The sequence below is a fragment of the Actinomadura sp. 1N219 genome (assembly GCF_044326405.1).
Taxonomy (GTDB): domain Bacteria; phylum Actinomycetota; class Actinomycetes; order Streptosporangiales; family Streptosporangiaceae; genus Spirillospora.
Genome location: NZ_JBIRAY010000021.1, coordinates 60,270 through 83,014, shown reverse-complemented (window position 1 = coordinate 83,014; position 22,745 = coordinate 60,270). Strand labels below are relative to the sequence as shown.

Sequence of the window (22,745 nt, the reverse complement as noted above, 5' to 3'; positions counted from 1 at the left end):
CCGGCAGCCCGACAGGAGAGTCATGCGCGCGATCCAGATCACCGAGTTCGGCGGGCCCGAGGTCCTGACCGTCACCGAGCTGCCCGACCCGTCCGCCGGGCCCGGGCACCTGCTCGTCGACGTCTCGCGGGCGGGCGTCAACTACGCCGACACCCACCAGGCCGAGGACAGCTACCTGTCGGAGTCCACGCTGCCGATGGTGCCGGGCGGCGAGGTCGTCGGCACGACCGGGGGCGGACGGCGGGTCGTGGCGCTCGTCGGCACCGGCGGCTACGCCGAGAAGGCCGTCGCCTCCGAGGCGCTGGCGTGGGACGTCCCGGACGCCGTCGACGACGTCACCGCGCTCGCCATGATCGTCCAGGGCGCGTCGGCGTGGGTGCTGCTGCGCCGCAGCGTCCACCTGGAGCCGGGCGAGTCGGTCGTCGTGCACGCCGCCGCGGGCGGGGTCGGGTCCATCGCCGTGCAGCTCGCCAAGGCCTGGGGCGCCGGACGGATCATCGCCACCGCCTCGTCCGGGGACAAGCGCGACCTCGCGCTCGAACTCGGCGCCGACGCCGCCGTCGACGCGAACGAGCCCGACCTCACGGCGGCGCTGATCAACGCCAACGGCGGGCGGCGCGTGGACACCGTCCTGGAGATGACGGGCGGGACCGTCACCGACCAGAGCCTGCGCGCCCTCGCGCCGTTCGGACGCCTCGCGTTCTACGGGATGGCGTCGCGGACGGAGCCGACGCCCGTCCGGCCCGCCACGCTCATGGCGCACTCGACGACGATCGCGGGCATGTGGCTGGCGCACGTCTTCCGGCTTCCCGGCGACGTGATGCGCACCGCGCTGGACGACCTGTTCGGCCTCGCCGTGGACGGACGGCTCCGCGTCGTCGCGGGCGGCGAGTACGGGCTCACCGAGGCCAGGCGCGCCCACGAGGACATGCGCGCCCGCCGCACCACCGGCAAACTCGTCCTGGACCCGTCCCGCTGAAGGAGGGTCAGCCGACGAGGATCAGCCGACGAGGCCGTTCTCGTAGGCGTAGACGACGGCCTGGGTGCGGTCGCGCAGCGCGAGCTTGGTCAGCACGTGCCCGACGTGCGTCTTGACCGTCTGCTCGGCCAGCACCAGCTCCCCGGCGATCTCGGCGTTGGACAGGCCGCGCGCGATCAGCCGCAGCACGTCCAGCTCCCGCGGCGTCAGCGCCGCGGTCGCCTTCGGGCTCGGCCGCTGGTGGCGGCGCCGCCGCGCGAAGTCGCCGATCAGCCGCCGGGTGATGGACGGCGCGAGCAGCGCGTCCCCGGCCGCCACGATCCGCACGCCGTTCACCAGGTCGGCCGCGGACGCGTCCTTCAGCAGGAACCCGCTGGCGCCGGAGCCGAGCGCCTCGTACACGTACTCGTCCAGGTCGAACGTCGTCAGCACGAGGACCTTGGGCCGCGCCCCGGCCAGGTCTGCGTCCGCGGCGGGCTCGCCGACCAGCTCCGCGGTGGCGGCCAGGCCGTCCATCTCCGGCATCCGGATGTCCATGACGATCACGTCCGGGTCGAGCCGCCGGGCCATCTCCACCGCCTCGCGGCCGTTGCCCGCCTGCCCGATCACCTCGATCCCCGGATCGGAGGACAGCAGCGCCGCGAGCCCGTCGCGGATCATCACCTGGTCGTCGGCGATCAGCACCCGAATCGTCACGCGTCAACAGTACGGGCCGTAGATCAGTCGGTGTCCCCGTACGGCAGTTCCGCGACGACCGACCAGCCGGCCTCCTCGCGCGGGCCCGCGTCGAAGCGGCCGTCGAGCATCGTCACGCGCTCGCGCATCCCGACCAGGCCGTGCCCGCCGCCGTGCGACTCCGCGGGCGTGCTGCGCGGCCCGTCGTCGGTGACCGCTACCGCAAGCGCCTCGGCGCCGTACTTGATCTCGATGTGGACCCGCGCGCCCGGCGCGTACCGGGCCGCGTTGCTCAGCGACTCCTGGACGATCCGGTACGCCGACAGGTCCACGCCGGTGTCCAGCGGCCGCGGCATCCCGACGACGACGCTCGCGACCGAGAGCCCGGAGCGGCGGGCCGCCGCGACCAGGTCGTCCAGCCGGTCCAGGCCGGGCTGCGGGGCCCGCTCGGCGCCCTCGTCGTCGGAGCGCAGCAGCCCGACGACGCGGCGGGTCTCGGTGAGCGCCTCGCGCGCCGCGTCCCGCACCACCCCGAACGTCTGCTTCGCCGCGTCCGGCAGGTCGGGGATCTTGTAGGGGGCGGCCTCCGCCTGCATCGCGATCACCGACATGTGGTGCGCCACCACGTCGTGCAGCTCGCGGGCGATGCGGGCGCGCTCCTCCAGCACCGCCTGCCGGGCGAGGTCCTGCCGGTGCTGCTCCTCGCGGCGGCGCAGCTCCTCCACCGCAGAGTGCCGGCCGCCGACGGCGTCCCCGAACGTCAGTGCGACCGCGAAGATCCCGGCGAGGATCATCCCGAACCAGCCGGGCATCCCGAACGCGACGGCGGGCAGCAGCACCCCGGCGATCGTGACCGTGCCGACGCCCACGGTGGTCTGCCGGTCGGAGCCGACCCCGGTGAAGAACAGGATGACGATCAGGGCCAGGATCGCGGTGACCGGCCACGGCATGAACCCGGTCCCGTGCCGGACGACGACGGTCAGCAGCAGCCCCGCCGCCGCGACCCGGAACGCCGCGAGCGGCCACCGCGCCGCGAAGATCAGCGGCGTCGCCTGCAGCACGCCGAGCGGCCAGGCGAGCCCCGGCTTCACGTGGTACTCCACGATCGCGATCGCGATCGACCCGGCGGTGAAGCCGATCGTCATCGCGAGCATCAGCGCCAGGATCGGGATGCGCAGCGAGAGGTTCCCCGGCAGCAGCGTGACGGCCGGGTGGTCGTCGCGGCCGGGCACGACGGCGGCGCGGACGCCGGCGATCAGCCGGTTCCGGGCCCCCGGCGCGACGTGATCTGGATGGTTCATTTGGGTCGAGCCTAGATCCACCGGCGCCGGAACGGCCTGACCCGGCGGAGGGAGATGCGACCCGCACCCTGGGTATCAGCCCGCTCCCGGGGCTCCGGCCCGCTTCCAGGAGGCCGGCCCGCTTCCGGCGGATCGGCCCGCTTCCGGGGGGCCGGCCCGCTCCCGTCCGGCAGGAAGTGATCTTGCGGTGATCGCCGGGGCGACGGAGACTGCGGGAATGAGCGACCTCAGCCATCCGATCTTCGCCCGCCTCTATCCGCGCCTCGCCGCCGGCTGCGCCAAGGCGGGCGGCGACGCGCACCGCGCCGAGCTGCTCGCCGGGGCGTCCGGCCGCGTCCTGGAGGTGGGCGCCGGGTACGGGGCCAACTTCGCGCACTACCCGCCCGAGGTCACCGAGGTCGTCGCCGTCGAACCCGAGCCGCTGCTGCGCGCCAAGGCCGCCCGCGCCGCCGCCGCGGTGCCCGTCCCCGTCACCGTCCGGCCCGGCCTCGCCGAGGACCTCGACGTGGACGACGCCTCGTTCGACGTCGCGGTGACGTCCCTCGTGCTGTGCTCGGTGCGCGACCCCGTCCGCGCGCTCGCCGAGCTGCGGCGCGTCCTCAGGCCCGGCGGGGAGCTGCGGTACTACGAGCACGTCCGGGGCAGGACGCCGCGGAAGGTGCGGTTCCAGCGCTACGCCGACCTCGTGTGGCCGTTCTTCGCCGCAGGCTGCCGCCTGACCCGCCCGACGGACGAGTGGATCGCCCGCTCCGGGTTCACCGTCCAGCGGGAGCGGCACTTCGAGTTCCCCGCGTCCGCCCGCGCCAATCCCGCATCGCCGCACGTCATCGGGGTCGCCGTCCGCGACTGAGGGCCGGCCTCCCGGCCGCGACTAAGGTCCGCCTTCCGGGGAAGATCAGGCCGCATGACGACACCGGATAGCGGACCGAGACCCGCGCAGGACCGGCGGCCGGACGCGCCGTCCCACTCCGTCGCCACCGCCGTGCTCCTGGCGGGCGCCGCCGCCCTCGGCGGGTTCCTGTTCGGCTACGACTCCTCGGTCATCAACGGGACCGTCGACGCGCTCAAGGAGACGTTCGACCTGAGCGGCTTCATCGTCGGGTTCGTCGTGTCGGCCGCGCTGCTCGGCTGCGCCGCGGGCGCCTGGTTCGCCGGGCCGCTCAGCGACCGGATCGGCCGGGTGCGGGTGATGCACGTCGCCGCCCTGCTGTTCGTGATCAGCTCGCTCGGCTCGGCGCTCGCGTTCAACCCGGTCGACCTGACGTTCTGGCGGCTGGTCGGCGGCGTCGCCATCGGCGCCGCGTCCGTCATCGCGCCCGCCTACATCGCCGAGATCGCGCCCGCCGCGCTGCGCGGACGGCTCGGCTCGCTCCAGCAGATGGCGATCGTCCTCGGCATCTTCGCGGCGCTCGTCGTCGACTACGTCATCGCCCAGGTGTCCGAGGGCGGCGCGACCGGGACGTTCCCCTGGGGCGGCGGCGCGTGGCGGTGGATGTTCGCCAGCGCCATGGTCCCGGCCGTGCTGTGGGGCCTCATCGCCACGGCGATCCCCGAGTCGCCCCGGTACCTGGTGAAGAAGCACGAGACGGCCCGCGCCCGGCAGGTCCTCGCCCGCGTGATGGGCCACGGCGACGTGGACGCCAAGATCGGCGACATCGAGCGGTCGATCGCCAGCGACCGGCCCGTCCGGCTGGGCGACCTGCGCGGCCCCCGGCTCGGGCTGCTGCCGATCGTCTGGGTCGGCGTCCTGCTGTCGGTGTTCCAGCAGTTCGTCGGCATCAACGTGATCTTCTACTACTCGTCCTCGCTGTGGCAGGCGGTCGGCTTCTCCGAGGACGACGCGATGCTCACCTCGGTGATCAACTCGCTGGTCAACGTCGTGTTCACGCTGGTCGCGATCGCGCTCGTCGACCGGGTCGGGCGGCGGCCGCTGCTGCTCGGCGGCGCCGCCGGGATGGCGGTCTCCCTCGGCCTGCTGACGGTCTGCTTCGCCACCGCCCCCGTCGTGGACGGCGAGCCGCGGCTCGGCGACCTCGCCGGGCCGGTCGCGCTGGTCGCCGCCAACGTCTTCGTCGCCTCGTTCGCCGCGACGTGGGGCCCGGTGGTCTGGGTGATGCTCGGCGAGATGTTCAACAACTTCATCCGGGCGTCCGCCCTCGCCGTCGCCGCGGCGGCGCAGTGGCTCGCCAACTGGGTGATCACCACGACGTTCCCCGGCATCTCCGGGTTCTCGCTCGGGCTGGCGTACGGGATCTACACGGCGGCGTCCGTCCTGGCGTTCGTGTTCGTGATCCGCGCCGTCCCCGAGACCAAGGGCCGCGAGCTGGAGGACATGGACGAGCTCGCCGCCCCCCGAGCCCGCCCCTGAGCGCCTTTCGCCGCCGTGCACCGGCTCGTCCCATCGGTTACGCTGGACGCATGCCGCATGTGTTCGATTTCGAGACGACGACGCCGGGTCACTCCCGGCGCGACGGCGGCATGTCCTGACATTGCACGCGGTGGGGCCCCGGGAGCGATCCCGGGGCCCCTCGCGTTTCAGGGCCGCAGTCCGGGATCGCCGCCGGGCCCTCCCCGACGAGAGGAGCGGCCAGAGATGAAGGCGGACGCGTCCGGGGCCCACCCCGAGTCGATACCATCGGAACCCGCTGATCCCGGCCCATCACCACGAGGAGAATCCGTGTCCGAGCTGCGCATCACCGTCGACGGCGGCGAGCGGGCGGTGCCGGCGGGCGCCACCGCGGGCCAGGCGCTGGACGCCGACGGCCGCACCGTGATCGCGGCCAGGGTCAACGGCGAGCTGCGCGACCTCGCGGCCGGGCTCCGCGACGGCGACGCCGTCGAGCCCGTCGAGATCGGCTCCGCCGACGGACGGGCGATCATGCGGCACTCCGCCGCGCACGTCATGGCGCAGGCCGTCCAGGAGCTGTTCCCCGAGGCGAGGCTCGGCATCGGCCCGCCCGTGGAGAACGGCTTCTACTACGACTTCGACGTCGCCGAGCCGTTCACCCCCGACGACCTCAAGCGCGTCGAGAAGCGGATGCGCGAGATCGTCAAGCAGGGGCAGCGGTTCTCCCGCCGCCCCGTCTCCGACGACGACGCCCGCGCCGAGCTGGCCGACGAGCCCTACAAGCTGGAGCTCATCGGCCTGAAGGGCGCGGGGGGCGCAGAGGACGCGGCCGAGGGCGCGAGCGTCGAGGTCGGCGGCGGCGAGCTGACCATCTACGACAACCTCGACGCCAAGTCCGGCGAGCTGCGCTGGAAGGACCTGTGCCGCGGCCCGCACCTGCCGTCCACCCGGGTCATCCCCGCGTTCAAGCTGATGCGGTCCGGCGGCGCGTACTGGCGCGGCAGCGAGAAGAACCCGCAGCTCCAGCGGATCTACGGCACCGCGTGGGAGTCCAGGGAGAAGCAGGACGAGTACCTGGCGTTCCTGGCGGAGGCCGAGAAGCGCGACCACCGCAGGCTCGGCGCCGAGCTCGACCTGTTCTCGTTCCCGCCGGAGATCGGCAGCGGACTCGCCGTCTTCCACCCGAAGGGCGGCGTCGTCCGCCGGGTCATGGAGGACTACTCGCGCAGGCGGCACGAGGAGAGCGGCTACGAGTTCGTCAACACCCCGCACATCACCAAGGGCGACCTGTTCGACACCTCAGGGCACCTCGGCTGGTACAAGGACGACATGTTCCCGCCCATGGAGGTCGACGGCGGCGACTACTACCTCAAGCCGATGAACTGCCCGATGCACAACCTGATCTTCCGGGCGCGCGGGCGGTCCTACCGGGAGCTGCCGCTGCGGCTGTTCGAGTTCGGGTCGGTGTACCGGTTCGAGAAGTCCGGCGTCGTCCACGGCCTCACCCGCGTCCGCGGCATGACCCAGGACGACGCGCACATCTACTGCACCCGCGGGCAGATGGTCGACGAGATCAAGAAGCTGCTCGCCTTCGTCCTGGACCTGCTCCGCGACTACGGGCTGAACGAGTTCTACCTGGAGCTGTCCACCAAGGACGACTCCGAGAAGTTCATCGGCTCCGACGACGAATGGCTGGAGGCCACCGCCGCGCTGCGCGAGTCCGCCGAGGAGTCCGGCCTGGACCTGGTCGACGACCCGGGCGGCGCCGCGTTCTACGGCCCGAAGATCTCCGTCCAGGCCAAGGACGCCATCGGCCGCACCTGGCAGCTGTCCACCATCCAGGTCGACTTCAACCAGCCCAAGCGGTTCGGCCTGGAGTACCAGGCGGCGGACGGCACCCGGCAGCAGCCCGTCATGATCCACCGGGCGCTGTTCGGGTCGATCGAGCGGTTCTTCGGCGTCCTGCTGGAGCACTACGCGGGCGCCATGCCGCCGTGGCTGGCGCCGGTGCAGGCCGTCGGCATCCCGATCGGCGACGCCCACGTCCCGCACCTGGAGAAGGCCGCCGCCGCGCTGCGCGAGCGCGGGATCCGGGTCGAGGTGGACGCCTCGTCCGACCGGATGCAGAAGAAGATCCGCAACGCGCAGAAGCAGAAGATCCCGTACATGCTGCTGGCGGGCGACGACGACGTGGCCAAGGACGCCGTGTCGTTCCGGTACCGCAACGGCGAGCAGAAGAACGGGGTCCCGATCGCCGAGGCGGCCGACGAGATCGCCAGGGCGGTCGAGGCCCGCGTGCAGATCTGACGGGCGGCTGGAGGGCCCGGTGTGAGCAGACGGCGGATGAAGGGCGGGCGCCCGGCGCGGCGGCCCCGGTCGCCGCTGCCGGCCTGGTCGGCGAGGCTGCCCTGGCCGGCGCGGTGGACGCGGCCGTCCCGGCGGCCCCGGTCGCCCTGGGTCCGGTTCGGCGGGTACGGCGGCGCCGCGCTGCTGGCCGCCGCCGCCGTCGTGGTGCTCCTCATGCCGCTGATGGACGACGGGCAGGGCGCCGGGGCGGCCGGCGCCCTGGGCCCGGCGAGCCCGTCCGCCGCGCCGACCGGCGGGGAGCCCGGCCGCGCGAGCCTTCCCGCGTCCCCGGCGCGACCCGCGCCGCAGGAGAACCGCAGCGGACAGCCCTACCCCGGCGGGCAGGGCGGCGGGCCCGAGATCCCCGAGCAGAACGGCCCGGCCCAGCTGTCGTGGTGCCCGCGGGGGACGGCGTACTACCGCGCCGCCCCCGACGGCGTCGACGTCGTGATCACCGTCTCCTCCAGCGGGGCGATCCGGGCCGAGATGTCCCTGGACGGAGGGCGCCGGCCGGCGTCGCAGCAGACCACCGTCAAGGGCGGCGGGCCGCACACGTTCCACTTCAGGGGCGTCCCGCCGGGGCTCGTCCAGCGCGTCAAGGTCACCACGGTGTCGGTCGGCGTCGCCATGCAGACGTGCTACGCCCGCGTCGCGGCCTGATCGCCGGGCATGCGGACGTCCTCCACCGACACGTTCACCGCGGCGATCCGCATCCCCAGCATCATGCCCGCGACCCGCGCCACGTTCGCCTTCACCAGCCGCGCCACGTCCTTGATGACGGTGCCGTACTCGACCGCGATCGCGACGTCGAGGGCGACCTCGTCCGCGTGCTCGTCCAGGTCGACGCGCACGCCCGCCCGCGCCCGCGCCGCGTCCGGGCCGTGCGCGCCGGGGCCGTGCGCGCCCGGGCCCTGCCCGTCGGGGCCCGGAGCGCCGGGACGCGGGACGAGGGCGGCGACCCCGCCGACCTCCAGCGCGGCCAGCGCGGCGATCTTCCCGATGACCCCGTTCTCGATCGTGATGCGGCCGTCCACCGCGGTGGTGATGTCGCCGGGCGTGCCCTGCAGCGTCATCGGCAGCGCGTTCGCACCCGAGGTCACCGCGGACGCGGACGGCGCGGGCAGCGGCGGTCTCGGCGGCGGCACCGTCCCCCGCCGCGCCGCCGGGCCGGGGAAGAACGTCCCGGCACCGGGCTCCGGCCTCGGCTCGCCACTTCCGGTGAAGCCCTTGTCGAGCCCGGTCATGATCGCTCCCTGGGGGTCGGTGGAATGACCATGGTGGCGGAGGGACCCTCGGGACGTCACGCACGGATGTGATCGCGGGCGCGTCCCGTGCGCGCGCCCGCCGGGGATCCCGGCTACAGCATCCGGGGCATCTCTCTCTATGCTGCTGGTCAGGCCGTGAACAAAAGGAGACCGCCGCCTTGAGCGCAGAGAACGAGCCTGGGCCCCGCTTCGAGCAGGAGCGGGGCGGCGCGGGCGAGCCCGACCGATTCCAGCGGCTGTGGACCCCGCACCGGATGGCCTACATCAAGGGCGAGAACAAGCCGACGGGGGCGGGCTCGGGCGACGGCTGCCCGTTCTGCGAGATCCCGAAGATGCCCGACGAGGACGGCCTCGTCGTCGCGCGCGGCGCGTCGGTTTTCGCGGTGCTGAACCTGTACCCGTACAACTCGGGGCACCTCATGGTCGTCCCGTACCGGCACGTCGCCGACTACGCCGACCTCGACGAGGCGGAGTACACCGAGCTGGCGGTGTTCACGCGGCACTCGCTGACCGCGCTGCGCAAGGCCAGCGGCGCGCAGGGCTTCAACGTCGGCATGAACCTGGGGCTCGTCGCGGGCGCGGGGATCGCGGCGCACCTGCACCAGCACGTCGTCCCGCGCTGGGGCGGCGACACCAACTTCATGCCGGTCGTCGGGCACACCAAGGTGCTGCCGCAGCTGCTGCGCGACACCCGGCAGATGCTCGCCGACGCCTGGCCCGTGTCATGAGCCCCCCGAAGCGGCGTGATCAGCCGGTGCTGGTGTACGACGGCGACTGCGGCTTCTGCACGACGTCGGCGCGGTTCCTGGAGCGGCACGTGCCCGTCCGGGCGGACGTCGTCCCGTTCCAGTTCGCCGACCTGGACGATCTCGGCACGACGGTCGAGCGCGCCGAGCACGAGGTGCTGTGGGTCGACCGGCTCGGCCGGGTCAGCGGCGGCGCGGACGCGGTCGGACGGCTGCTGACCGAGGCCGGCGGCGCCTGGCGGGCGCTCGGCGTGGCGGTCCGGATCGCGCCGGTGAGCTGGGCCGCGCAGGCCGTCTACCGGCTCGTCGCGATCAACCGGCACCGCATGCCGGGCGGGACGGCGGCGTGCAGGCTCCCGGCGGCGCAGCGTCCGGGCGGCGCCCGTCAGGAGGGCAGCGGTTCGCGCTGACCGGACGCGGTCGTCTCGTCCGCCGCCGTCCGGCCGCGCAGCCGCTCGGGCAGCAGGCCCGTGAGGCGTTCCAGGGGCAGGAACGCCGCCAGCCAGATGGCGTGCGGCAGGAAGTGGATCGTCATCAGCGCGTAGGTGACGACGTGGAAGCCCGCGAAGAACAGCACCATCAGGTACAGCGGGCGTCCGCGCAGGAACAGGATCACGGGGGAGACCGCCTCCGCCACGAACATGATCCACTGGCTGGCCTTGAGCACCGGCGAGTAGCCGATGAGGCTGCGCCCGAACGGCGTCCCGCGCCGGCTCAGCGCCCACTGGACGGTGTTGCCGTTCGGCCACGCGGGGAACCCGCCGATGCGCACCTTCGCCCACGCGGACAGGAAGTACGCCGCGACGACGCCGATCTGGATGCAGCGCACCGACCACGCCGACGCCTCGCAGCCCCGCGCGTCGCCGATCCTCGCGCGTCCGACGCTCGGCAGGGCGAACAGCGCCACCACGAGCGCCAGATGGTCGTGGTCGACCTTCCCGTACGACATGCTGATCGTGACCCACCACAGGTAGCCGCACGCGGCGACGTACCCGGTCGCCCTCGGCAGGACCCGTCCGGTCGCGGCGACCAGCCCGGCCGCGATCGTCACCACCAGCAGCGTGTACATCGACCACGGCGTGGGCGCGGGGATGTGCAGCAGCCGCGCGAGCAGGACGGGCTGGTACAAGTCGGCGGGCAGCCGCGCGTGCGCGAGGGAACTGCCGGTCAGCAGCAGCATGTCGAACGGCAGGAACGCGTAGGCGAGGATCCGCAGCCAGGCGACGCGGGCGCGGGGGACGGGCGAGAACCACCAGCGGTCCCAGGCGGTGCGGGCGGGGGAGTCCCCGGACCCTTCGGCCTCCATCGGACGGGGCGCCTCCGGCGCCGCCGCGGCCGTCATCGCACGTCCCAGACGACGCGGTTCTGCTTCGTCACCGAAACGACCTTCCCCCGCTTCAGCGTCTTGATCTCCTGAACGACGTACACCCTGGTCAGCCCGGGCTCGCGGGGATTCAGCCTGCGGTGCCCCTCGGCGATCCCCTGGAGCAGCGACGGGTCGCGGACGATCCGGCTCATCTGCCCCTCGATCTCGGCGCGTTTCATGCCCGTCCCGACGGCGTCCATGGACAGCTTCACGTGCACGCCGGCCGCGGTGTCGGCCTCCAGCCAGAACGAGTTGATCGTGCCGCCGTCGTCCTTCACCGCGAACGCGAACTGCGTCATCGGACCGAGCGGGAAGGCGTCGTTGTCCCCGTACGAACTGGTGTAGAGGAGCGTCCCGACAAGGGACGCGGCGACGACGGACCGCCAGAGTCTCGAAGTGAGACCCAGGCGGTGGGCCGGGGTGTGCATCATCCAACCCTAGAGCCGCGCGCCCGCTCCGGCAGGAAGATCCCCTTCTCTCCGGCCCCGCCTGTCGCAGCCTCCCGCAGCTGCGACACGGTGACGAACTCGAAGCCCTTCTCTCGCAGCCCGCGGATCATGGCGGGCAGCTCCTGCACGGCGACCTTCCGGCTCGGCGCGCCGACGTCGTGGGCGAGCACGATGGAGCCGGGCCTGGCATGGTCCACGACGGCGTCCACCAGCGCGGCCGGCCGGTCGGCGAACCGGCGGTCCTGCACCAGCAGCGACCACAGCGCGATGTCGTAGCCGTGCTCGGCGGCGACGTGCAGGGTCGTCCCGCCGAGGCGGCCCCACGGCGGGCGCAGCAGCGTCGGCGCCCGGCCCGTGACCTCCTTGATCGCCTCGTGGGTGCGGTGGATGGACCGGTAGGCGCTGGCGTGGCTCATCCTCGACAGGTCGTCGTGCTTCCACGTGTGGTTGCCGATCTCGTGCCGGCCGAACCTGCCGCGGACGAGGTCGGCGTTGCGGCGGAGCCTGCTCCCGACGACGAAGAACGTCGCGGGCACCTTCTCGGCGTCCAGCGTGTCGAGGGCCTGCGGGGTCCACCGCTCCATCGGGCCGTCGTCGAAGGTGAGCGCGACGAGGCGGCGCCTGGTGTCGGCCGACCAGAACACGTCGACCTGACAGCCGGGCGGCCGCCAGGACTCCACCGAGGCGGCCGACGCCGGGACGGGCTTGTCCTGCCACGCCTGCTCGGTCACGACGCCCGCGCCGCCCGCGAGCAGGCCGCCGGCCGCGAGCCCGACGCTCTTGACGAAACGGCGCCTGCCCGGCCCTTCGCGCCGCCGTTCTTCCCCCGATTTTTCCATGGCGAAATCAGCGTGCCACGGCGATCCGGGAAGATCATCGCCCCGGCGGCCGACCTGCTCTCAACCTCTGGGATGAGGGGCGGATGACGAAAGGATGAACTCGCCGCCGGACGCCGGGGAGGGGCGGCCCGTCCGAGCCGGGCCGCCCCTCCCTCCGCCTGCCGGTCAGCCGTCCTTGGACTCCTCGGCGACCTTCTCCGCCAGATGCGACGGGAGCGGCTCGTAGCGCAGGAACGTCCGGCTGAACGTGCCGGTGCCCTGCGACATCGACCGCAAGTCGATCGCGTACCTGACGATCTCCAGCTGCGGCACCTCCGCCTTGATCATCGTGCGGCCGCCGGGCACCGCCTGGGAGCCGAGCACCCGGCCGCGCCGCGACGACAGGTCGGACATGATCGGGCCCACGTAGTCGTCGGCGATGAGCACGTCCACCTCGTCGACCGGCTCCAGCAGCAGGACCGGCACCTGGCTCGCCGCGTCCTTGAGCGCGAGCGCCCCGGCGGCCTGGAACGCCATGTCGGACGAGTCGACCGAGTGGGCCTTGCCGTCGCGCAGGGTGATCTTGATGTCCACCAGCGGATACCCCGCGGACACGCCGCGCGCCATCTGCTGCCGGACGCCCTTCTCGACCGACGGGATGAACTGCCGGGGCACCACCCCGCCGACGATCTTGTCGACGAACTCGAAGCCCTCGCCGGACGGCAGCGGCTCCACGTCGATGTGGCAGATGCCGTACTGGCCGTGCCCGCCGCTCTGCTTGACGTGCCGGCCGAGGCCCTTGGCGGCCCCGCCGAACGTCTCCCGCAGCGGGACGCGCAGGTCGACCCGCTCGACCTCGACCCCGTACCGGGTCTTGAGCCGGTCGATCAGCACGTCGGCGTGGGCCTCGCCCATGCACCACAGCACGAGTTGCCGCGTCTCGGAGTTGTTCTCCAGCCGCAGCGTGGGATCCTCGGCGACGAGCCTGCCGAGCGCCTGGCTGAGCTTGTCCTCGTCCGCCTTGGACTTCGCCCGGATCGCCACCGGCAGCAGCGGGTCGGGCATCGTCCAGGGAGCCATCACCATCGGGGAGCCGGGGTCGGAGAGGGTGTCGCCCGACTCGGCGCGGGTGAGCTTGGCGACCGCGCAGATGTCGCCCGCGATGCAGGACGAGACCGTCCGCTGCGCCTTGCCGATCGGGGACGTGAGCGCGCCGACGCGCTCGTCGACGTCGTGGTCCTCGTGGCCGCGGTCCTCCATGCCGTGCCCGGACACGTGCACGGTCGTGTCGGGGCGCAGCGTCCCGGAGAACACCCGGACCAGCGAGATCCGCCCGACGTACGGGTCGGACGTGGTCTTGATCACCTCGGCGATCAGCGGCCCGTCCGGGTCGCAGGCGACCTCCTCCGGCGGCCCGCCCTTCACCGGGGTCACGGAGGGGATGCCGTGCTCGAGCGGGGACGGGAACGCCTGCGTGATGATCTCCAGCAGCTCCAGCATGCCGACGACCGGGCCCGGGTGGTCGCCGTGCGGCACCGACGTCGCGAGGACGGGGTAGAAGCTGCCGCGCGCCACCGCGGTCTCCAGGTCGCCGATGAGCGCCTTGACGTCGAGGTCCTCACCGGACAGATACCTGTCCATGAGGGACTCGTCCTCGCTCTCCTGGATGATCCCCTCGATCAGCGCCGCGCGCTGCTCGGCGATCTGGTCCACGTACTCCGGGTCGGGGTCGCACTCGGCGCGCTTCCCGGTGGAGTAGTCGAGGCACCGCTGCGTCAGGAGCCCGATGAGTCCCCTCAGCCCGTCCCCGTTGCTCACCGGGAAGTACAGCGGAGCGACGCCCTCGCCGAAGACGTCCTGGCAGGTCAGGACCACGTCGTCGAAGTCGCCGCGCTGCTGGTCGACCTTGGTGACGACGACCGCGCGGGGCATCCCGACGGCGGCGCACTCCTCCCACAGCATCCGGCTGAGGCCGTCGATGCCGTCCACCGCCGAGATCACGAACAGCGCCGCGTCGGCGGCGCGCAGCCCGGCCCGCAGGTCGCCGACGAAGTCGGCGTAGCCCGGGGTGTCGATGAGATTGATCTTGACGCCGCCGTGCTCGAACGGGGCGAGCGCGAGGTTCACCGAGCGCTGCTGGCGCACCTCGACCTCGTCGTAGTCGCTGACGGTGGTGCCGTCCTCGACCTTCCCCGCCCGCTGCAGCGTGCCCGTGGCGGCGAGCAGCGCCTCCACCAGCGTCGTCTTCCCGGCCCCTGAATGGCCGACCAGCGCGACATTGCGCACCTTGTCGCACCCGCCGGCCTCCGGTGCCCTGCCGGGGGCTCCCGGGTGGCCTCCCTTGTCCGCCATGACTACCTCCTCGGAGGGGTCTCCGCGCGTGCGCGCACGTGCGGGGCCCGCGTGCGGTTGGGGCCCGGACCTCGCGGCGGTCCGGCCCTGACGTCCGAGTGCGGCGTCCGACCTCGTCCAACGTGCGTGACCGACGTCACACCCGTACCACCACCTTTTCCCGTGGCGAGCGGGACCACAAGAGGTGAAGGACAATCAACCGTGATCTGTCCGCGGCGCGGCGGCCGCAAACCCGGCCCTGACCACCGGTGCGTGCCGGCCGCACTACGATTGGCGCCCCGAGACCAGCAGAACGGACGGCGATGCTCAACAAGATCAGGCCCGGACTGGAACGCGTCCTCACGCCCGTCGGACACGCGGTCGCGCGGATCGGGCCGTCGCCGAATGCGATCACCGTGGTCGGGACGCTGGGCGTCGCCGCCGGCGCGCTGGTGCTGTTCCCGCGCGGCGAGTTCTTCTGGGGCACGATGGTCATCACCGCGTTCGTGCTGTTCGACATGCTGGACGGCGCCGTCGCCCGCGTCACCGGCAAGATCTCCAAGTTCGGCGCGTTCCTGGACTCCACGATGGACCGGGTCGCCGACGCCGCGATCTTCTGCGGGCTGATGATCGGGCTGTACCGGGACGGGCAGGAGACGCTCGCCTGGGTCGCGCTGTACTGCCTGGTCGCCGGGGCGGTGGTGTCCTACGCCAAGGCCCGCGCGGAGGGGCTCGGCTACACCTGCAACGTCGGCATCGCCGAGCGCGCCGAGCGCCTCATCGTCGCGCTGGTCGCCGCCGGGTTCGACGGGCTCGGCGTGCCGTTCATCCTCGCGGTCGCGCTGTGGGCGCTCGCCGCGCTGAGCACGATCACGATCGGGCAGCGGTTCGCGACCGTCTACGTCCAGGCGAGGGACGCCGCCCAGGCCGGGGACGTCGCCGGGGACGCCGCCGGGTCCGATGACGCCAAGTCCGATGAGGCCGCTGACGCCGCGCAGGCGAGGGACTCCGCGGCGGAGCCGAGACCGTGACCGCCGCCCGCCCGCGGGAACGCGCCGCGGTGCTGCGGGACGAGGTGACCGACGCCGCCTACGCGTTCGGCTGGACGGTCGTCCGGAAGATGCCCGAGCGCGCGGCCCGGCTCGCGTTCGCCGCCCTCGCCGACCGCACTTGGCACCGCCACGGCGGGGGCGTCCGGCAGTTGGAGAAGAACCTGTGCCGCGTCCTCGGCAAGGACGCCGTCGACGACGAGGTCCGCGTCCTCAGCAAGAAGGTCCTGCGGTCCTACTTCCGGTACTGGCTGGAGGTGTTCCGGCTGCCCGAGTACGACCGGGCGCGGATCCTCGGCCGGATGCGGGTCACCGGCGAGGAGAAGATCTTCACCAGCCTCGACTCCGGCCGCGGCGTCATCCTCGCCCTGCCGCACATGGGCAACTACGAGCACGCCGGCGCATGGCTGGTGCACTGCGGGTACCCCTTCACCACCGTCGCCGAGCGGCTCAGGCCCGAGTCGCTGTTCGACCGGTTCGTCGAGTTCCGGGAGGGCCTCGGCATGGAGGTCCTCGCGCACCGGGGCGCGTCCGCGTACGGCCGGATGGCCCAGCGGCTCCGCGCCGGGAGGCCGGTCTGCCTCGTCGTCGACCGCGACCTGACCGAGAGCGGCATCGACGTCCGCTTCTTCGGCGCCACCGCCCGGATGCCCGCCGTTCCGGCGTCGCTCGCGCTCCAGACCGGCGCCGCGCTCATTCCCGTGACACTCTGGTATGAGGGCGAGTACTGGGCGGCGCGCGTCCACGAGGAGATCCGGGCGCCGGACGAGGGCGGCAGACAGGAGAAGATCCAGGCCATGACCCAGGAGCTCGCGGGGGTCTTCGAGGACGGCATCGCCGCCCACCCGGAAGACTGGCACATGCTGCAGAAGGTCTGGGTGGAAGACCTGGCGGACGGGCCCTGATGAGAGTCGGCACGCTATGAAAGTCGGGATCGTCTGCCCGTACACGTGGAATGTGCCGGGCGGCGTCCAGCAGCACATCGGCGACCTCGCCGAGGCGCTGATCGCGCTCGGCCACGAGGTGTCGGTGATCACGCCCGCGGACGACGACGCGCGCCTGCCGCCGTACGCGGTGTCGGCCGGGCGCGCGGTCCCCGTCCCCTACAACGGCTCGGTCGCCCGGCTGGCGTTCGGGTTCCTGTCGGCGGGACGCGTCCGGCGCTGGATCAACGAGGGCGGCTTCGACGTCCTGCACGTCCACGAGCCCGCGGCGCCGTCGCTGGGCCTGCTCGCCTGCTGGGCGGCGGACGGCCCGATCGTCGGCACCTTCCACGCCTCGTTCGTGAAGTCGCGGGCGCTGTCGGTCATGTCGCCGATCCTGGGCAGCGCCCTGGAGAAGATCACCGGCCGGATCGCCGTGTCCGAGGCCGCCCGCACCAGCCTCGTCGACCATCTCGGCGGCGACGCCGTGCTGATCCCGAACGGCGTCGCGACCGAACGGTACGCGATGGCGGACCCGCTGCCCGGCTGGCCCGGCCGCGTCCCGTCCGCCGGCGCCGTGCCGGGCGGTCCCGGCGACGGCGGCGGCGCGCTCGGCTTCCTCGGCCGGATGGACGAGCCGCGCAAGGGCCTGGACGTCCTGCTGCGCGCCTTCGAGATCCTCGGACGGCGCCGCCCCGGCCTGCGGCTGCTGCTCGCCGGGCCCGGCGACGCCGACGACGTGGCCGCCCGCGTCTCGCCCGGCCTGCGCGACCGGGTCGTCCTCCTCGGCCTGGTCAGCGAGGCGGACAAGGTCCGCGCCTACCACTCGGTGGACGTGTTCGTCGCGCCGAACCTCGGCGGCGAGAGCTTCGGCATCGTCCTGGTGGAGGCCATGTCGGCGGGCGCGCCCATCCTGGCCAGCGACATCGAGGCGTTCGACCGGGTGCTGCTCGGCGGGCGCGCCGGGGCGCTGTTCGCGGCGGGCGACCACGAGGCCCTCGCGGCCGCCGCCGGCGAGCTCCTCGACGACCCGGCCCGGCGCAAGCAGCTGTCGGCGGAGGCGCGCGCCGCCGTGCGCGCCTACGACTGGTCGTCGGTGGCCCGCGACGTGCTCAGGGTGTACGAGACGGTCACCGACGCCGGCGCGGGCGTCGTCGAGTCCGGCCTCGGCGCGTAGGGGCACGCCGATGTCCTACGACTGGATCATCGACGTCCTGTTCTGGGTCGCGGTCGCGTTCCTGATCGCGGTGTACGTGTCGTGGCGCGCCACCCGGCTCGACCGGCTGCACGTCCGCGTCGAGACCGCCCGCGCCGCGCTGGACGCCGCGCTGGTCAGGCGCGCCGCCGCCGCGCTGGAGCTGGCCGCGTCCCGGCTGCTGGACCCGGCCGCCAGCCTCGTGCTGGCCACCGCCGCGCACGAGGCGCGCACCGCCGACGCCGACAACCGCGAGTTCTCCGAGAGCGACCTGTCGCGGGCGCTGCGCGCCGTCGTCGACCAGCCCGAGTTCGTCGGGACCCTCACCGCCCGCGGCGCCGGCGAGGCCGTGCTGGACGAGCTGTCCTCCTCCGCCGCGAAGGTCGCCTACGCGCGCCGCTTCTACAACGACGCCGTCGCCCAGGCCCGGATCGCGCGCCGCAAGCCCCTCATCCGGATCCTGCCGCTCGCCGGCCGCGCGCCGCTCCCGGACTTCTTCGAGATCGACGACGACCCGCCCGGCATCTGAGGCGCAGCCCCGCCCGGCGTCCGAGCCCGGGATTTGAGCGGTTCCAGCCCATTGGACCGTACCGCTGCCGGGGGCGGGCGCACCCGGCCGTGTTCGCTACCCTCTGGCAGACCGTCCAAGGGAGGGGCACATCGTGCGATCCGTTTGGGGCACCACCGGCCGGCGCCGGACGGCGGCGTGGCTCGGCGTCCTCGCCGTCGCGGGGGCCGTCCTGCCGGCCTGCTCTGACTCCGGCGACCCCACGTCGGCGCCGCCGCCGCGCAGCACCGGCGGACCGGCGGAGTCCGGGACGCCCGCACCCGCGACGCACCCGTTCACCGGCGGCACGAAGGGCGTGACCAACCCCGTCCTCGCCGTCAAGATCGAGAACACCCGGCCCGCGTTCCCGCAGAGCGGGGTGTCGGCCGCCGACATCGTGTACGTCGAGCAGGTCGAGGGCGGCGAGACGCGGCTGATGGCGGTGTACTCGTCCCGGCTGCCGAAGCGGGTCGGGCCCGTCCGCAGCGCCCGCATCTCCGACCTGCACATCCTGCCGCAGTTCGGCCGGCCCGCCTTCGCGTTCTCCGGCGTCCAGAGCAAGATGAAGAAGTACGTCCGCAAGTCGCCCGCGTACGAGGTCTCCCAGGAGAAGGCGGGCGGCGCCTACTACCGGTTCGGCGGCAAGCCCGCCCCGTACAACCTGTACGCCGACCCGAAGGCCCTGCTCAAGCGGGCGCCGAAGGCCACGCCGCCGCAGGACGTCGGCTTCCGCTTCGGGGACGCCCCGGCGGCGGGCGGCAAGCCGGTCAAGTCGTTCAACGCCAGGTGGCCGTCCGCGAGGATGGGGTTCACCTGGTCGGCCAGGCACAAGCGGTGGCTCGCGAGCTGGGGCGGCAGCCCGAGCCGCGCGGCCGAGGGCGGGCGGCTCGGCGGGAAGACGGTCGTCGTCCAGTACGCCAAGACCACCCGGTCGAAGTTCCACGACTTCCTCGGCAGCTACACCCCGCTGATCGACACTACCGGCACCGGGCGCGCGGTCGTCCTGCGCGACGGGAAGGCCTACAACTCCAAGTGGTCCCGGACGTCCGAGGACGAGGGCACCACGTTCACCACCGAGGCGGGCGAGCCGATGAACTTCGCGCCCGGCCAGGTCTGGGTGGTCCTCGTCAACGACGGCAAGCCCTACACCCCGTAAGCGCCTTCCCTCCGAGCAGGGAATATCATGGAAGGTGACTTATCGCCCGTCACGTGAGGAATGCCCGTGCCCACTTCCACTCCCGTCCCTGAGAACGCCGCGCCCGAGACCGGGACCGCCCGCGTCAAGCGCGGTATGGCGGAGATGCTCAAGGGAGGCGTGATCATGGACGTCGTCACGCCCGACCAGGCGAAGATCGCCGAAGACGCGGGCGCGGTCGCCGTCATGGCCCTGGAGCGGGTCCCCGCCGACATCCGCGCCGAGGGCGGCATCTCCCGGATGAGCGACCCCGACATGATCGACGGGATCATCTCCGCGGTGTCCGTCCCGGTGATGGCCAAGGCCCGCATCGGCCACTTCGTGGAGGCGCGGGTGCTGCAGGCGCTCGGCGTCGACTACGTCGACGAGTCCGAGGTGCTCACGCCCGCCGACTACGACAACCACATCGACAAGTGGGCGTTCACCGTCCCGTTCGTCTGCGGCGCCACCAACCTCGGCGAGGCGCTGCGCCGCATCACCGAGGGCGCGGCGATGATCCGCTCCAAGGGCGAGGCCGGCACCGGCGACGTCTCCAACGCCACCACCCACATGCGCAAGATCCGGCAGGAGATCCGGCGGCTCCAGAACCTCCCCGAGGACGAGCTGTTCGTCGCCGCCAAGGAGCTCCAGGCCCCCTACGAGCTGGTCAAGGAGGTCGCGGAGGCCGGGAAGCTGCCCGTCGTGCTGTTCACCGCCGGCGGCATCGCCACCCCCGCCGACGCGGCCATGATGATGCAGCTCGGCGCCGAGGGCGTCTTCGTCGGCTCCGGGATCTTCAAGTCCGGCAACCCGGCCCAGCGCGCCGAGGCGATCGTGAAGGCCACCACCTTCCACGACGACCCCGGCGTCATCGCCAAGGTGTCCCGCGGACTCGGCGAGGCCATGGTCGGCATCAGCGCCGCCTCCCTCGGCGAGGACCAGAAGTTCGCCGGCCGCGGCTGGTAAACGGGCGCCCCCACTCCACAGCGCGCCCTTACAGGGTTTACGCTGGCGGCGCGGCCGGTCAAAGAGGCTTTCCCGGGGGGCTGGGGGCGTCCCCCGGAACGGAAGGTTCCTCGGGCGGCGCCCGGCCGCGGGAGGGGAGAGCATGGCTTGGTCGGTCGCGCTGGCGTGCGCGAGCGCGGGTGAGCCCGCCGAGGTGTTCCGGCCGGGCCTCGTGCCCGATCCGGACGCCGCCGCGGAGATCGCCCGCGGCCTCTACCCGGCGGACACCCTCATGGAGACCGGCGACACCGTCCTGGACTTCGCGCTCTGGCCGTACGAGGACGAGCTGTTCGTCGGGGCGTTCGAGCGGGCGCTGCTGCTGTGCGACCGGCGGCTGTTCTGCCTGGACGACGACGCCCGCCGGATCGCCGACACCGCCGCGGCCGCGCTGCCCGACTCCTGCTGCGGGGTCCTCGTCCTGCACACGGTGATCCGCGGCTGCTGGTTCCGCTGGTACGAGTACGGCGAGCTGCGCCGCGACGTGTTCGTCACCGCCGAGGACGGCGTCGTCGTCAACCTGGGCGAACGGCTCCCCGCCGAGCGGCCGTTCTGGCGGGCCATCGACGCGGGCGCCCCCGACGTGCCGCTGCCGTTCGACCCCGAGGAGTTCGGGCTCGCGCTCGCCGAGGCGCACATGTTCGGCCGCGGCATCGCCGACCGCGGCAAGGACGGCTTCCTGCCGCTGGAGCTCCCGCTCCGCCGCTTCAAACACGCCTGACCGGCGCCCGCCCTGGGCGGGCGCGCCAGGGGCCTGGGGAAGACGCGCCAGGTCATACGGCGTTGTACGGAACGTCCAAAGGCTGCTCGACCCCCGGAAGGTTCTTCGTGACTGCTGTGCCGACGATCGGTGTCCTCGCCCTGCAAGGCGACGTGCGCGAGCACGCGCACGCGCTGGAGGCGTCCGGGGCGCGCGCCCTCACCGTGCGCCGTCCCGACGAGCTGGAGCGGGTCGACGGGCTCGTCCTGCCCGGCGGAGAGTCCACCACGATGTGGCGGCTGGCGCGCTCGTTCGACCTGCTGGAACCGCTGCGCAAGCGGGTCGAGGCCGGGATGCCCGCCTACGGCTCCTGCGCCGGCATGATCATGCTGGCGGACCGGATCCGGGACGGCGCCGCCGGCCAGGAGACCGTCGGCGGGATCGACATGACCGTCCGCCGCAACGCCTTCGGACGCCAGGTCGACTCGTTCGAGTCCGACGTCGTGCTGACCGGTATGGGGGACACGCCGTACCACGCCGTTTTCATCCGCGCGCCCTGGGTGGAGTCCACCGGGGACGCCGTCGAGGTGCTCGGACGCGCCGAGGGGGGCCCGAACGCCGGTAGGATCGTCGCCGTCCGCCAGGGGCGCCTCGTGGCGACCGCGTTCCACCCGGAGTTGACAGGCGATTTCCGCGTGCACCACTACTTCGCCGATCTGGTGCGCCGGACGACAGAGGAGGAATGACAGAATGTCCGGCCATTCCAAATGGGCGACGACCAAGCACAAGAAGGCGGCCCTCGACGCCAAGCGGGGCAAGCTCTTCGCCAAGCTCATCAAGAACATCGAGGTGGCGGCCCGGACCGGCGGCGGCGATCCCGACGCCAACCCGACCCTCTACGACGCCATCTACAAGGCGAAGAAGAACTCGGTCCCCAACGACAACATCGAGCGCGCCCGCAAGCGCGGCGCCGGCGAGGAGGCCGGCGGCGCCGACTGGCAGAACATCACCTACGAGGGCTACGCGCCCGGCGGTGTGGCCGTTCTGATCGAGTGCCTGACCGACAACCGCAACCGGGCCGCCTCCGAGGTCCGCGTCGCGCTCACCCGCAACGGCGGCTCCCTCGCCGACCCGGGCTCGGTCTCCTACATGTTCAACCGCAAGGGCGTGGTGATCGTCCCCAAGTCCGGCACCAGCGAGGACGACGTGATGATGGCCGTCCTGGACGCGGGCGCCGAGGAGGTCAACGAGCTCGACGAGGAGAACTTCGAGGTCGTCAGCGAGGCCGGCGACCTGGTCTCGGTCCGCACCGCCCTGGTGGACGCCGGGATCGACTACGACTCGGCGGAGAGCAAGTTCCTGCCGAGCGTGACCGTCCCCCTCGACGAGGACAACGCCAAGAGGGTCTTCCGCCTCCTCGACGCGCTGGAGGACTCCGACGACGTCCAGGACGTCTACGCCAACTTCGACGTCAGCGACGAGGTGCTCGCCACACTGGACTAGCCGCGCGGGCGTCACCGGGAGGGCATACG

At 72.9% G+C, this 22,745-nt stretch carries 23 protein-coding genes; 16 read left to right on the top strand and 7 right to left on the bottom strand.

All coding sequences use genetic code 11. The features are described from left to right. The first annotated feature begins 22 nt into the window (after positions 1-22). Positions 23-979, top strand: coding sequence for a zinc-binding alcohol dehydrogenase family protein (locus ACH35V_RS38935; protein WP_395979903.1), 957 nt, complete (start codon positions 23-25; stop codon positions 977-979). A gap of 21 nt (positions 980-1,000) precedes the next feature. On the opposite strand, the gene ACH35V_RS38930 is transcribed toward ACH35V_RS38935, so the two are convergent. Both ACH35V_RS38930 and ACH35V_RS38925 read right to left on the bottom strand, forming a co-directional pair. After that, positions 1,001-1,675 (bottom strand): response regulator, encoded by a 675-nt coding sequence (locus ACH35V_RS38930; RefSeq protein WP_395979902.1) that lies wholly within the window; start codon positions 1,673-1,675, stop codon positions 1,001-1,003. Between the two features lie 23 nt (positions 1,676-1,698). Then, a complete protein-coding gene (locus ACH35V_RS38925; RefSeq protein WP_395979901.1) occupies positions 1,699-2,955 on the bottom strand; it encodes a sensor histidine kinase in 1,257 nt (418 codons plus the stop codon). Positions 2,956-3,172: 217 nt separating this feature from the next. Here ACH35V_RS38925 and ACH35V_RS38920 point away from each other — a divergent pair, with 217 nt between their 5' ends. From ACH35V_RS38920 to ACH35V_RS38905, 4 genes are all read left to right on the top strand, one after another. Next, positions 3,173-3,805, top strand: coding sequence for a class I SAM-dependent methyltransferase (locus ACH35V_RS38920; RefSeq protein WP_395979900.1), 633 nt, complete (start codon positions 3,173-3,175; stop codon positions 3,803-3,805). Between the two features lie 54 nt (positions 3,806-3,859). Beyond that, complete coding sequence (locus ACH35V_RS38915; RefSeq protein WP_395979899.1) at positions 3,860-5,323, top strand: sugar porter family MFS transporter; 1,464 nt, start codon at positions 3,860-3,862, stop codon at positions 5,321-5,323. A 309-nt stretch (positions 5,324-5,632) separates the two neighbouring features. Continuing rightward, positions 5,633-7,609 carry a threonine--tRNA ligase gene (gene thrS / locus ACH35V_RS38910; protein ID WP_395979898.1) on the top strand — a complete coding sequence of 659 codons (1,977 nt, stop codon included), beginning with the start codon at positions 5,633-5,635 and terminating at the stop codon, positions 7,607-7,609. Between the two features lie 21 nt (positions 7,610-7,630). Next, positions 7,631-8,308: a hypothetical protein gene (locus tag ACH35V_RS38905; RefSeq protein WP_395979897.1), complete on the top strand. Its 678-nt coding sequence runs from the start codon at positions 7,631-7,633 to the stop codon at positions 8,306-8,308. On the opposite strand, the gene ACH35V_RS38900 is transcribed toward ACH35V_RS38905, so the two are convergent. Further along, a complete protein-coding gene (locus tag ACH35V_RS38900) occupies positions 8,287-8,892 on the bottom strand; it encodes an Asp23/Gls24 family envelope stress response protein (RefSeq protein WP_395979896.1) in 606 nt (201 codons plus the stop codon). The two genes, ACH35V_RS38905 and ACH35V_RS38900, sit on opposite strands and share 22 nt — an antisense overlap. 179 nt (positions 8,893-9,071) lie before the next feature. Here ACH35V_RS38900 and ACH35V_RS38895 point away from each other — a divergent pair, with 179 nt between their 5' ends. Continuing rightward, on the top strand, positions 9,072-9,641 hold the full coding sequence (locus ACH35V_RS38895) for an HIT family protein (protein ID WP_395979895.1): 570 nt from the start codon (positions 9,072-9,074) through the stop codon (positions 9,639-9,641). Then, entirely contained in the window at positions 9,638-10,069 is a 432-nt protein-coding gene (locus ACH35V_RS38890; RefSeq protein WP_395979894.1) for a thiol-disulfide oxidoreductase DCC family protein, read from the top strand. Before ACH35V_RS38895 ends, ACH35V_RS38890 begins: the two co-directional genes overlap by 4 nt. On the opposite strand, the gene ACH35V_RS38885 is transcribed toward ACH35V_RS38890, so the two are convergent. From ACH35V_RS38885 to ACH35V_RS38870, 4 genes are all read right to left on the bottom strand, one after another. Further along, positions 10,045-11,001, bottom strand: a complete 957-nt coding sequence (locus ACH35V_RS38885; protein WP_395979893.1) for a hypothetical protein — start codon at positions 10,999-11,001, stop codon at positions 10,045-10,047. The genes ACH35V_RS38890 and ACH35V_RS38885 overlap by 25 nt on opposite strands. Next, entirely contained in the window at positions 10,998-11,453 is a 456-nt protein-coding gene (locus ACH35V_RS38880; RefSeq protein ID WP_395979892.1) for a hypothetical protein, read from the bottom strand. Before ACH35V_RS38880 ends, ACH35V_RS38885 begins: the two co-directional genes overlap by 4 nt. After that, positions 11,453-12,313: a polysaccharide deacetylase family protein gene (locus tag ACH35V_RS38875; RefSeq protein ID WP_395979891.1), complete on the bottom strand. Its 861-nt coding sequence runs from the start codon at positions 12,311-12,313 to the stop codon at positions 11,453-11,455. Before ACH35V_RS38875 ends, ACH35V_RS38880 begins: the two co-directional genes overlap by 1 nt. Positions 12,314-12,478: 165 nt before the next feature. Next, a complete protein-coding gene (locus tag ACH35V_RS38870) occupies positions 12,479-14,644 on the bottom strand; it encodes an elongation factor G-like protein EF-G2 (RefSeq protein WP_395979890.1) in 2,166 nt (721 codons plus the stop codon). A 302-nt stretch (positions 14,645-14,946) separates the two neighbouring features. Here ACH35V_RS38870 and pgsA point away from each other — a divergent pair, with 302 nt between their 5' ends. The 9 genes from pgsA (at position 14,947) to ACH35V_RS38825 (ending at position 22,716) form a co-directional block, all read left to right on the top strand. Beyond that, positions 14,947-15,654, top strand: a complete 708-nt coding sequence (gene pgsA / locus ACH35V_RS38865) for a phosphatidylinositol phosphate synthase (RefSeq protein WP_395979889.1) — start codon at positions 14,947-14,949, stop codon at positions 15,652-15,654. Next, on the top strand, positions 15,651-16,577 hold the full coding sequence (locus ACH35V_RS38860; RefSeq protein WP_395979888.1) for a phosphatidylinositol mannoside acyltransferase: 927 nt from the start codon (positions 15,651-15,653) through the stop codon (positions 16,575-16,577). The genes pgsA and ACH35V_RS38860 overlap by 4 nt, the downstream gene beginning before the upstream one ends. 16 nt (positions 16,578-16,593) lie before the next feature. After that, a complete protein-coding gene (locus ACH35V_RS38855; protein WP_395979887.1) occupies positions 16,594-17,772 on the top strand; it encodes a glycosyltransferase family 4 protein in 1,179 nt (392 codons plus the stop codon). A 10-nt stretch (positions 17,773-17,782) separates the two neighbouring features. After that, positions 17,783-18,319: a hypothetical protein gene (locus tag ACH35V_RS38850; RefSeq protein WP_395979886.1), complete on the top strand. Its 537-nt coding sequence runs from the start codon at positions 17,783-17,785 to the stop codon at positions 18,317-18,319. Between the two features lie 133 nt (positions 18,320-18,452). Beyond that, positions 18,453-19,493 carry a DUF3048 domain-containing protein gene (locus ACH35V_RS38845; protein WP_395979885.1) on the top strand — a complete coding sequence of 347 codons (1,041 nt, stop codon included), beginning with the start codon at positions 18,453-18,455 and terminating at the stop codon, positions 19,491-19,493. A 60-nt stretch (positions 19,494-19,553) separates the two neighbouring features. Then, positions 19,554-20,477, top strand: coding sequence for a pyridoxal 5'-phosphate synthase lyase subunit PdxS (gene pdxS, locus ACH35V_RS38840; protein WP_395979884.1), 924 nt, complete (start codon positions 19,554-19,556; stop codon positions 20,475-20,477). Between the two features lie 142 nt (positions 20,478-20,619). Next, positions 20,620-21,234, top strand: a complete 615-nt coding sequence (locus tag ACH35V_RS38835) for a DUF6928 family protein (RefSeq protein WP_395979883.1) — start codon at positions 20,620-20,622, stop codon at positions 21,232-21,234. A gap of 107 nt (positions 21,235-21,341) precedes the next feature. After that, positions 21,342-21,959: a pyridoxal 5'-phosphate synthase glutaminase subunit PdxT gene (gene pdxT, locus ACH35V_RS38830; RefSeq protein WP_395979882.1), complete on the top strand. Its 618-nt coding sequence runs from the start codon at positions 21,342-21,344 to the stop codon at positions 21,957-21,959. Between the two features lie 4 nt (positions 21,960-21,963). Next, the gene (locus tag ACH35V_RS38825; protein ID WP_395979881.1) at positions 21,964-22,716 is read left to right on the top strand and encodes a YebC/PmpR family DNA-binding transcriptional regulator; all 753 of its coding nucleotides are present in this window, start codon (positions 21,964-21,966) and stop codon (positions 22,714-22,716) included. The last annotated feature ends 29 nt before the right edge of the window (positions 22,717-22,745 follow it).

Excerpts from the sequence above, each read along its gene's own strand:
- ACH35V_RS38890 (WP_395979894.1), top strand. The coding sequence starts at position 9,638 with ATGAGCCCCCCGAAGCGGCGTGATCAGCCGGTGCTGGTGTACGACGGC.
- ACH35V_RS38850 (WP_395979886.1), top strand. The coding sequence starts at position 17,783 with ATGTCCTACGACTGGATCATCGACGTCCTGTTCTGGGTCGCGGTCGCG.
- pdxS (WP_395979884.1), top strand. The coding sequence starts at position 19,554 with ATGCCCGTGCCCACTTCCACTCCCGTCCCTGAGAACGCCGCGCCCGAG.
- ACH35V_RS38825 (WP_395979881.1), top strand. The coding sequence starts at position 21,964 with ATGTCCGGCCATTCCAAATGGGCGACGACCAAGCACAAGAAGGCGGCC.
- ACH35V_RS38870 (WP_395979890.1), bottom strand. The coding sequence starts at position 14,644 with ATGGCGGACAAGGGAGGCCACCCGGGAGCCCCCGGCAGGGCACCGGAG.
- ACH35V_RS38855 (WP_395979887.1), top strand. The coding sequence starts at position 16,594 with ATGAAAGTCGGGATCGTCTGCCCGTACACGTGGAATGTGCCGGGCGGC.
- ACH35V_RS38880 (WP_395979892.1), bottom strand. The coding sequence starts at position 11,453 with ATGCACACCCCGGCCCACCGCCTGGGTCTCACTTCGAGACTCTGGCGG.
- ACH35V_RS38915 (WP_395979899.1), top strand. The coding sequence starts at position 3,860 with ATGACGACACCGGATAGCGGACCGAGACCCGCGCAGGACCGGCGGCCG.
- ACH35V_RS38900 (WP_395979896.1), bottom strand. The coding sequence starts at position 8,892 with ATGACCGGGCTCGACAAGGGCTTCACCGGAAGTGGCGAGCCGAGGCCG.
- ACH35V_RS38935 (WP_395979903.1), top strand. The coding sequence starts at position 23 with ATGCGCGCGATCCAGATCACCGAGTTCGGCGGGCCCGAGGTCCTGACC.
- ACH35V_RS38875 (WP_395979891.1), bottom strand. The coding sequence starts at position 12,313 with ATGGAAAAATCGGGGGAAGAACGGCGGCGCGAAGGGCCGGGCAGGCGC.
- ACH35V_RS38885 (WP_395979893.1), bottom strand. The coding sequence starts at position 11,001 with ATGACGGCCGCGGCGGCGCCGGAGGCGCCCCGTCCGATGGAGGCCGAA.
- pgsA (WP_395979889.1), top strand. The coding sequence starts at position 14,947 with ATGCTCAACAAGATCAGGCCCGGACTGGAACGCGTCCTCACGCCCGTC.
- ACH35V_RS38925 (WP_395979901.1), bottom strand. The coding sequence starts at position 2,955 with ATGAACCATCCAGATCACGTCGCGCCGGGGGCCCGGAACCGGCTGATC.
- ACH35V_RS38835 (WP_395979883.1), top strand. The coding sequence starts at position 20,620 with ATGGCTTGGTCGGTCGCGCTGGCGTGCGCGAGCGCGGGTGAGCCCGCC.
- ACH35V_RS38920 (WP_395979900.1), top strand. The coding sequence starts at position 3,173 with ATGAGCGACCTCAGCCATCCGATCTTCGCCCGCCTCTATCCGCGCCTC.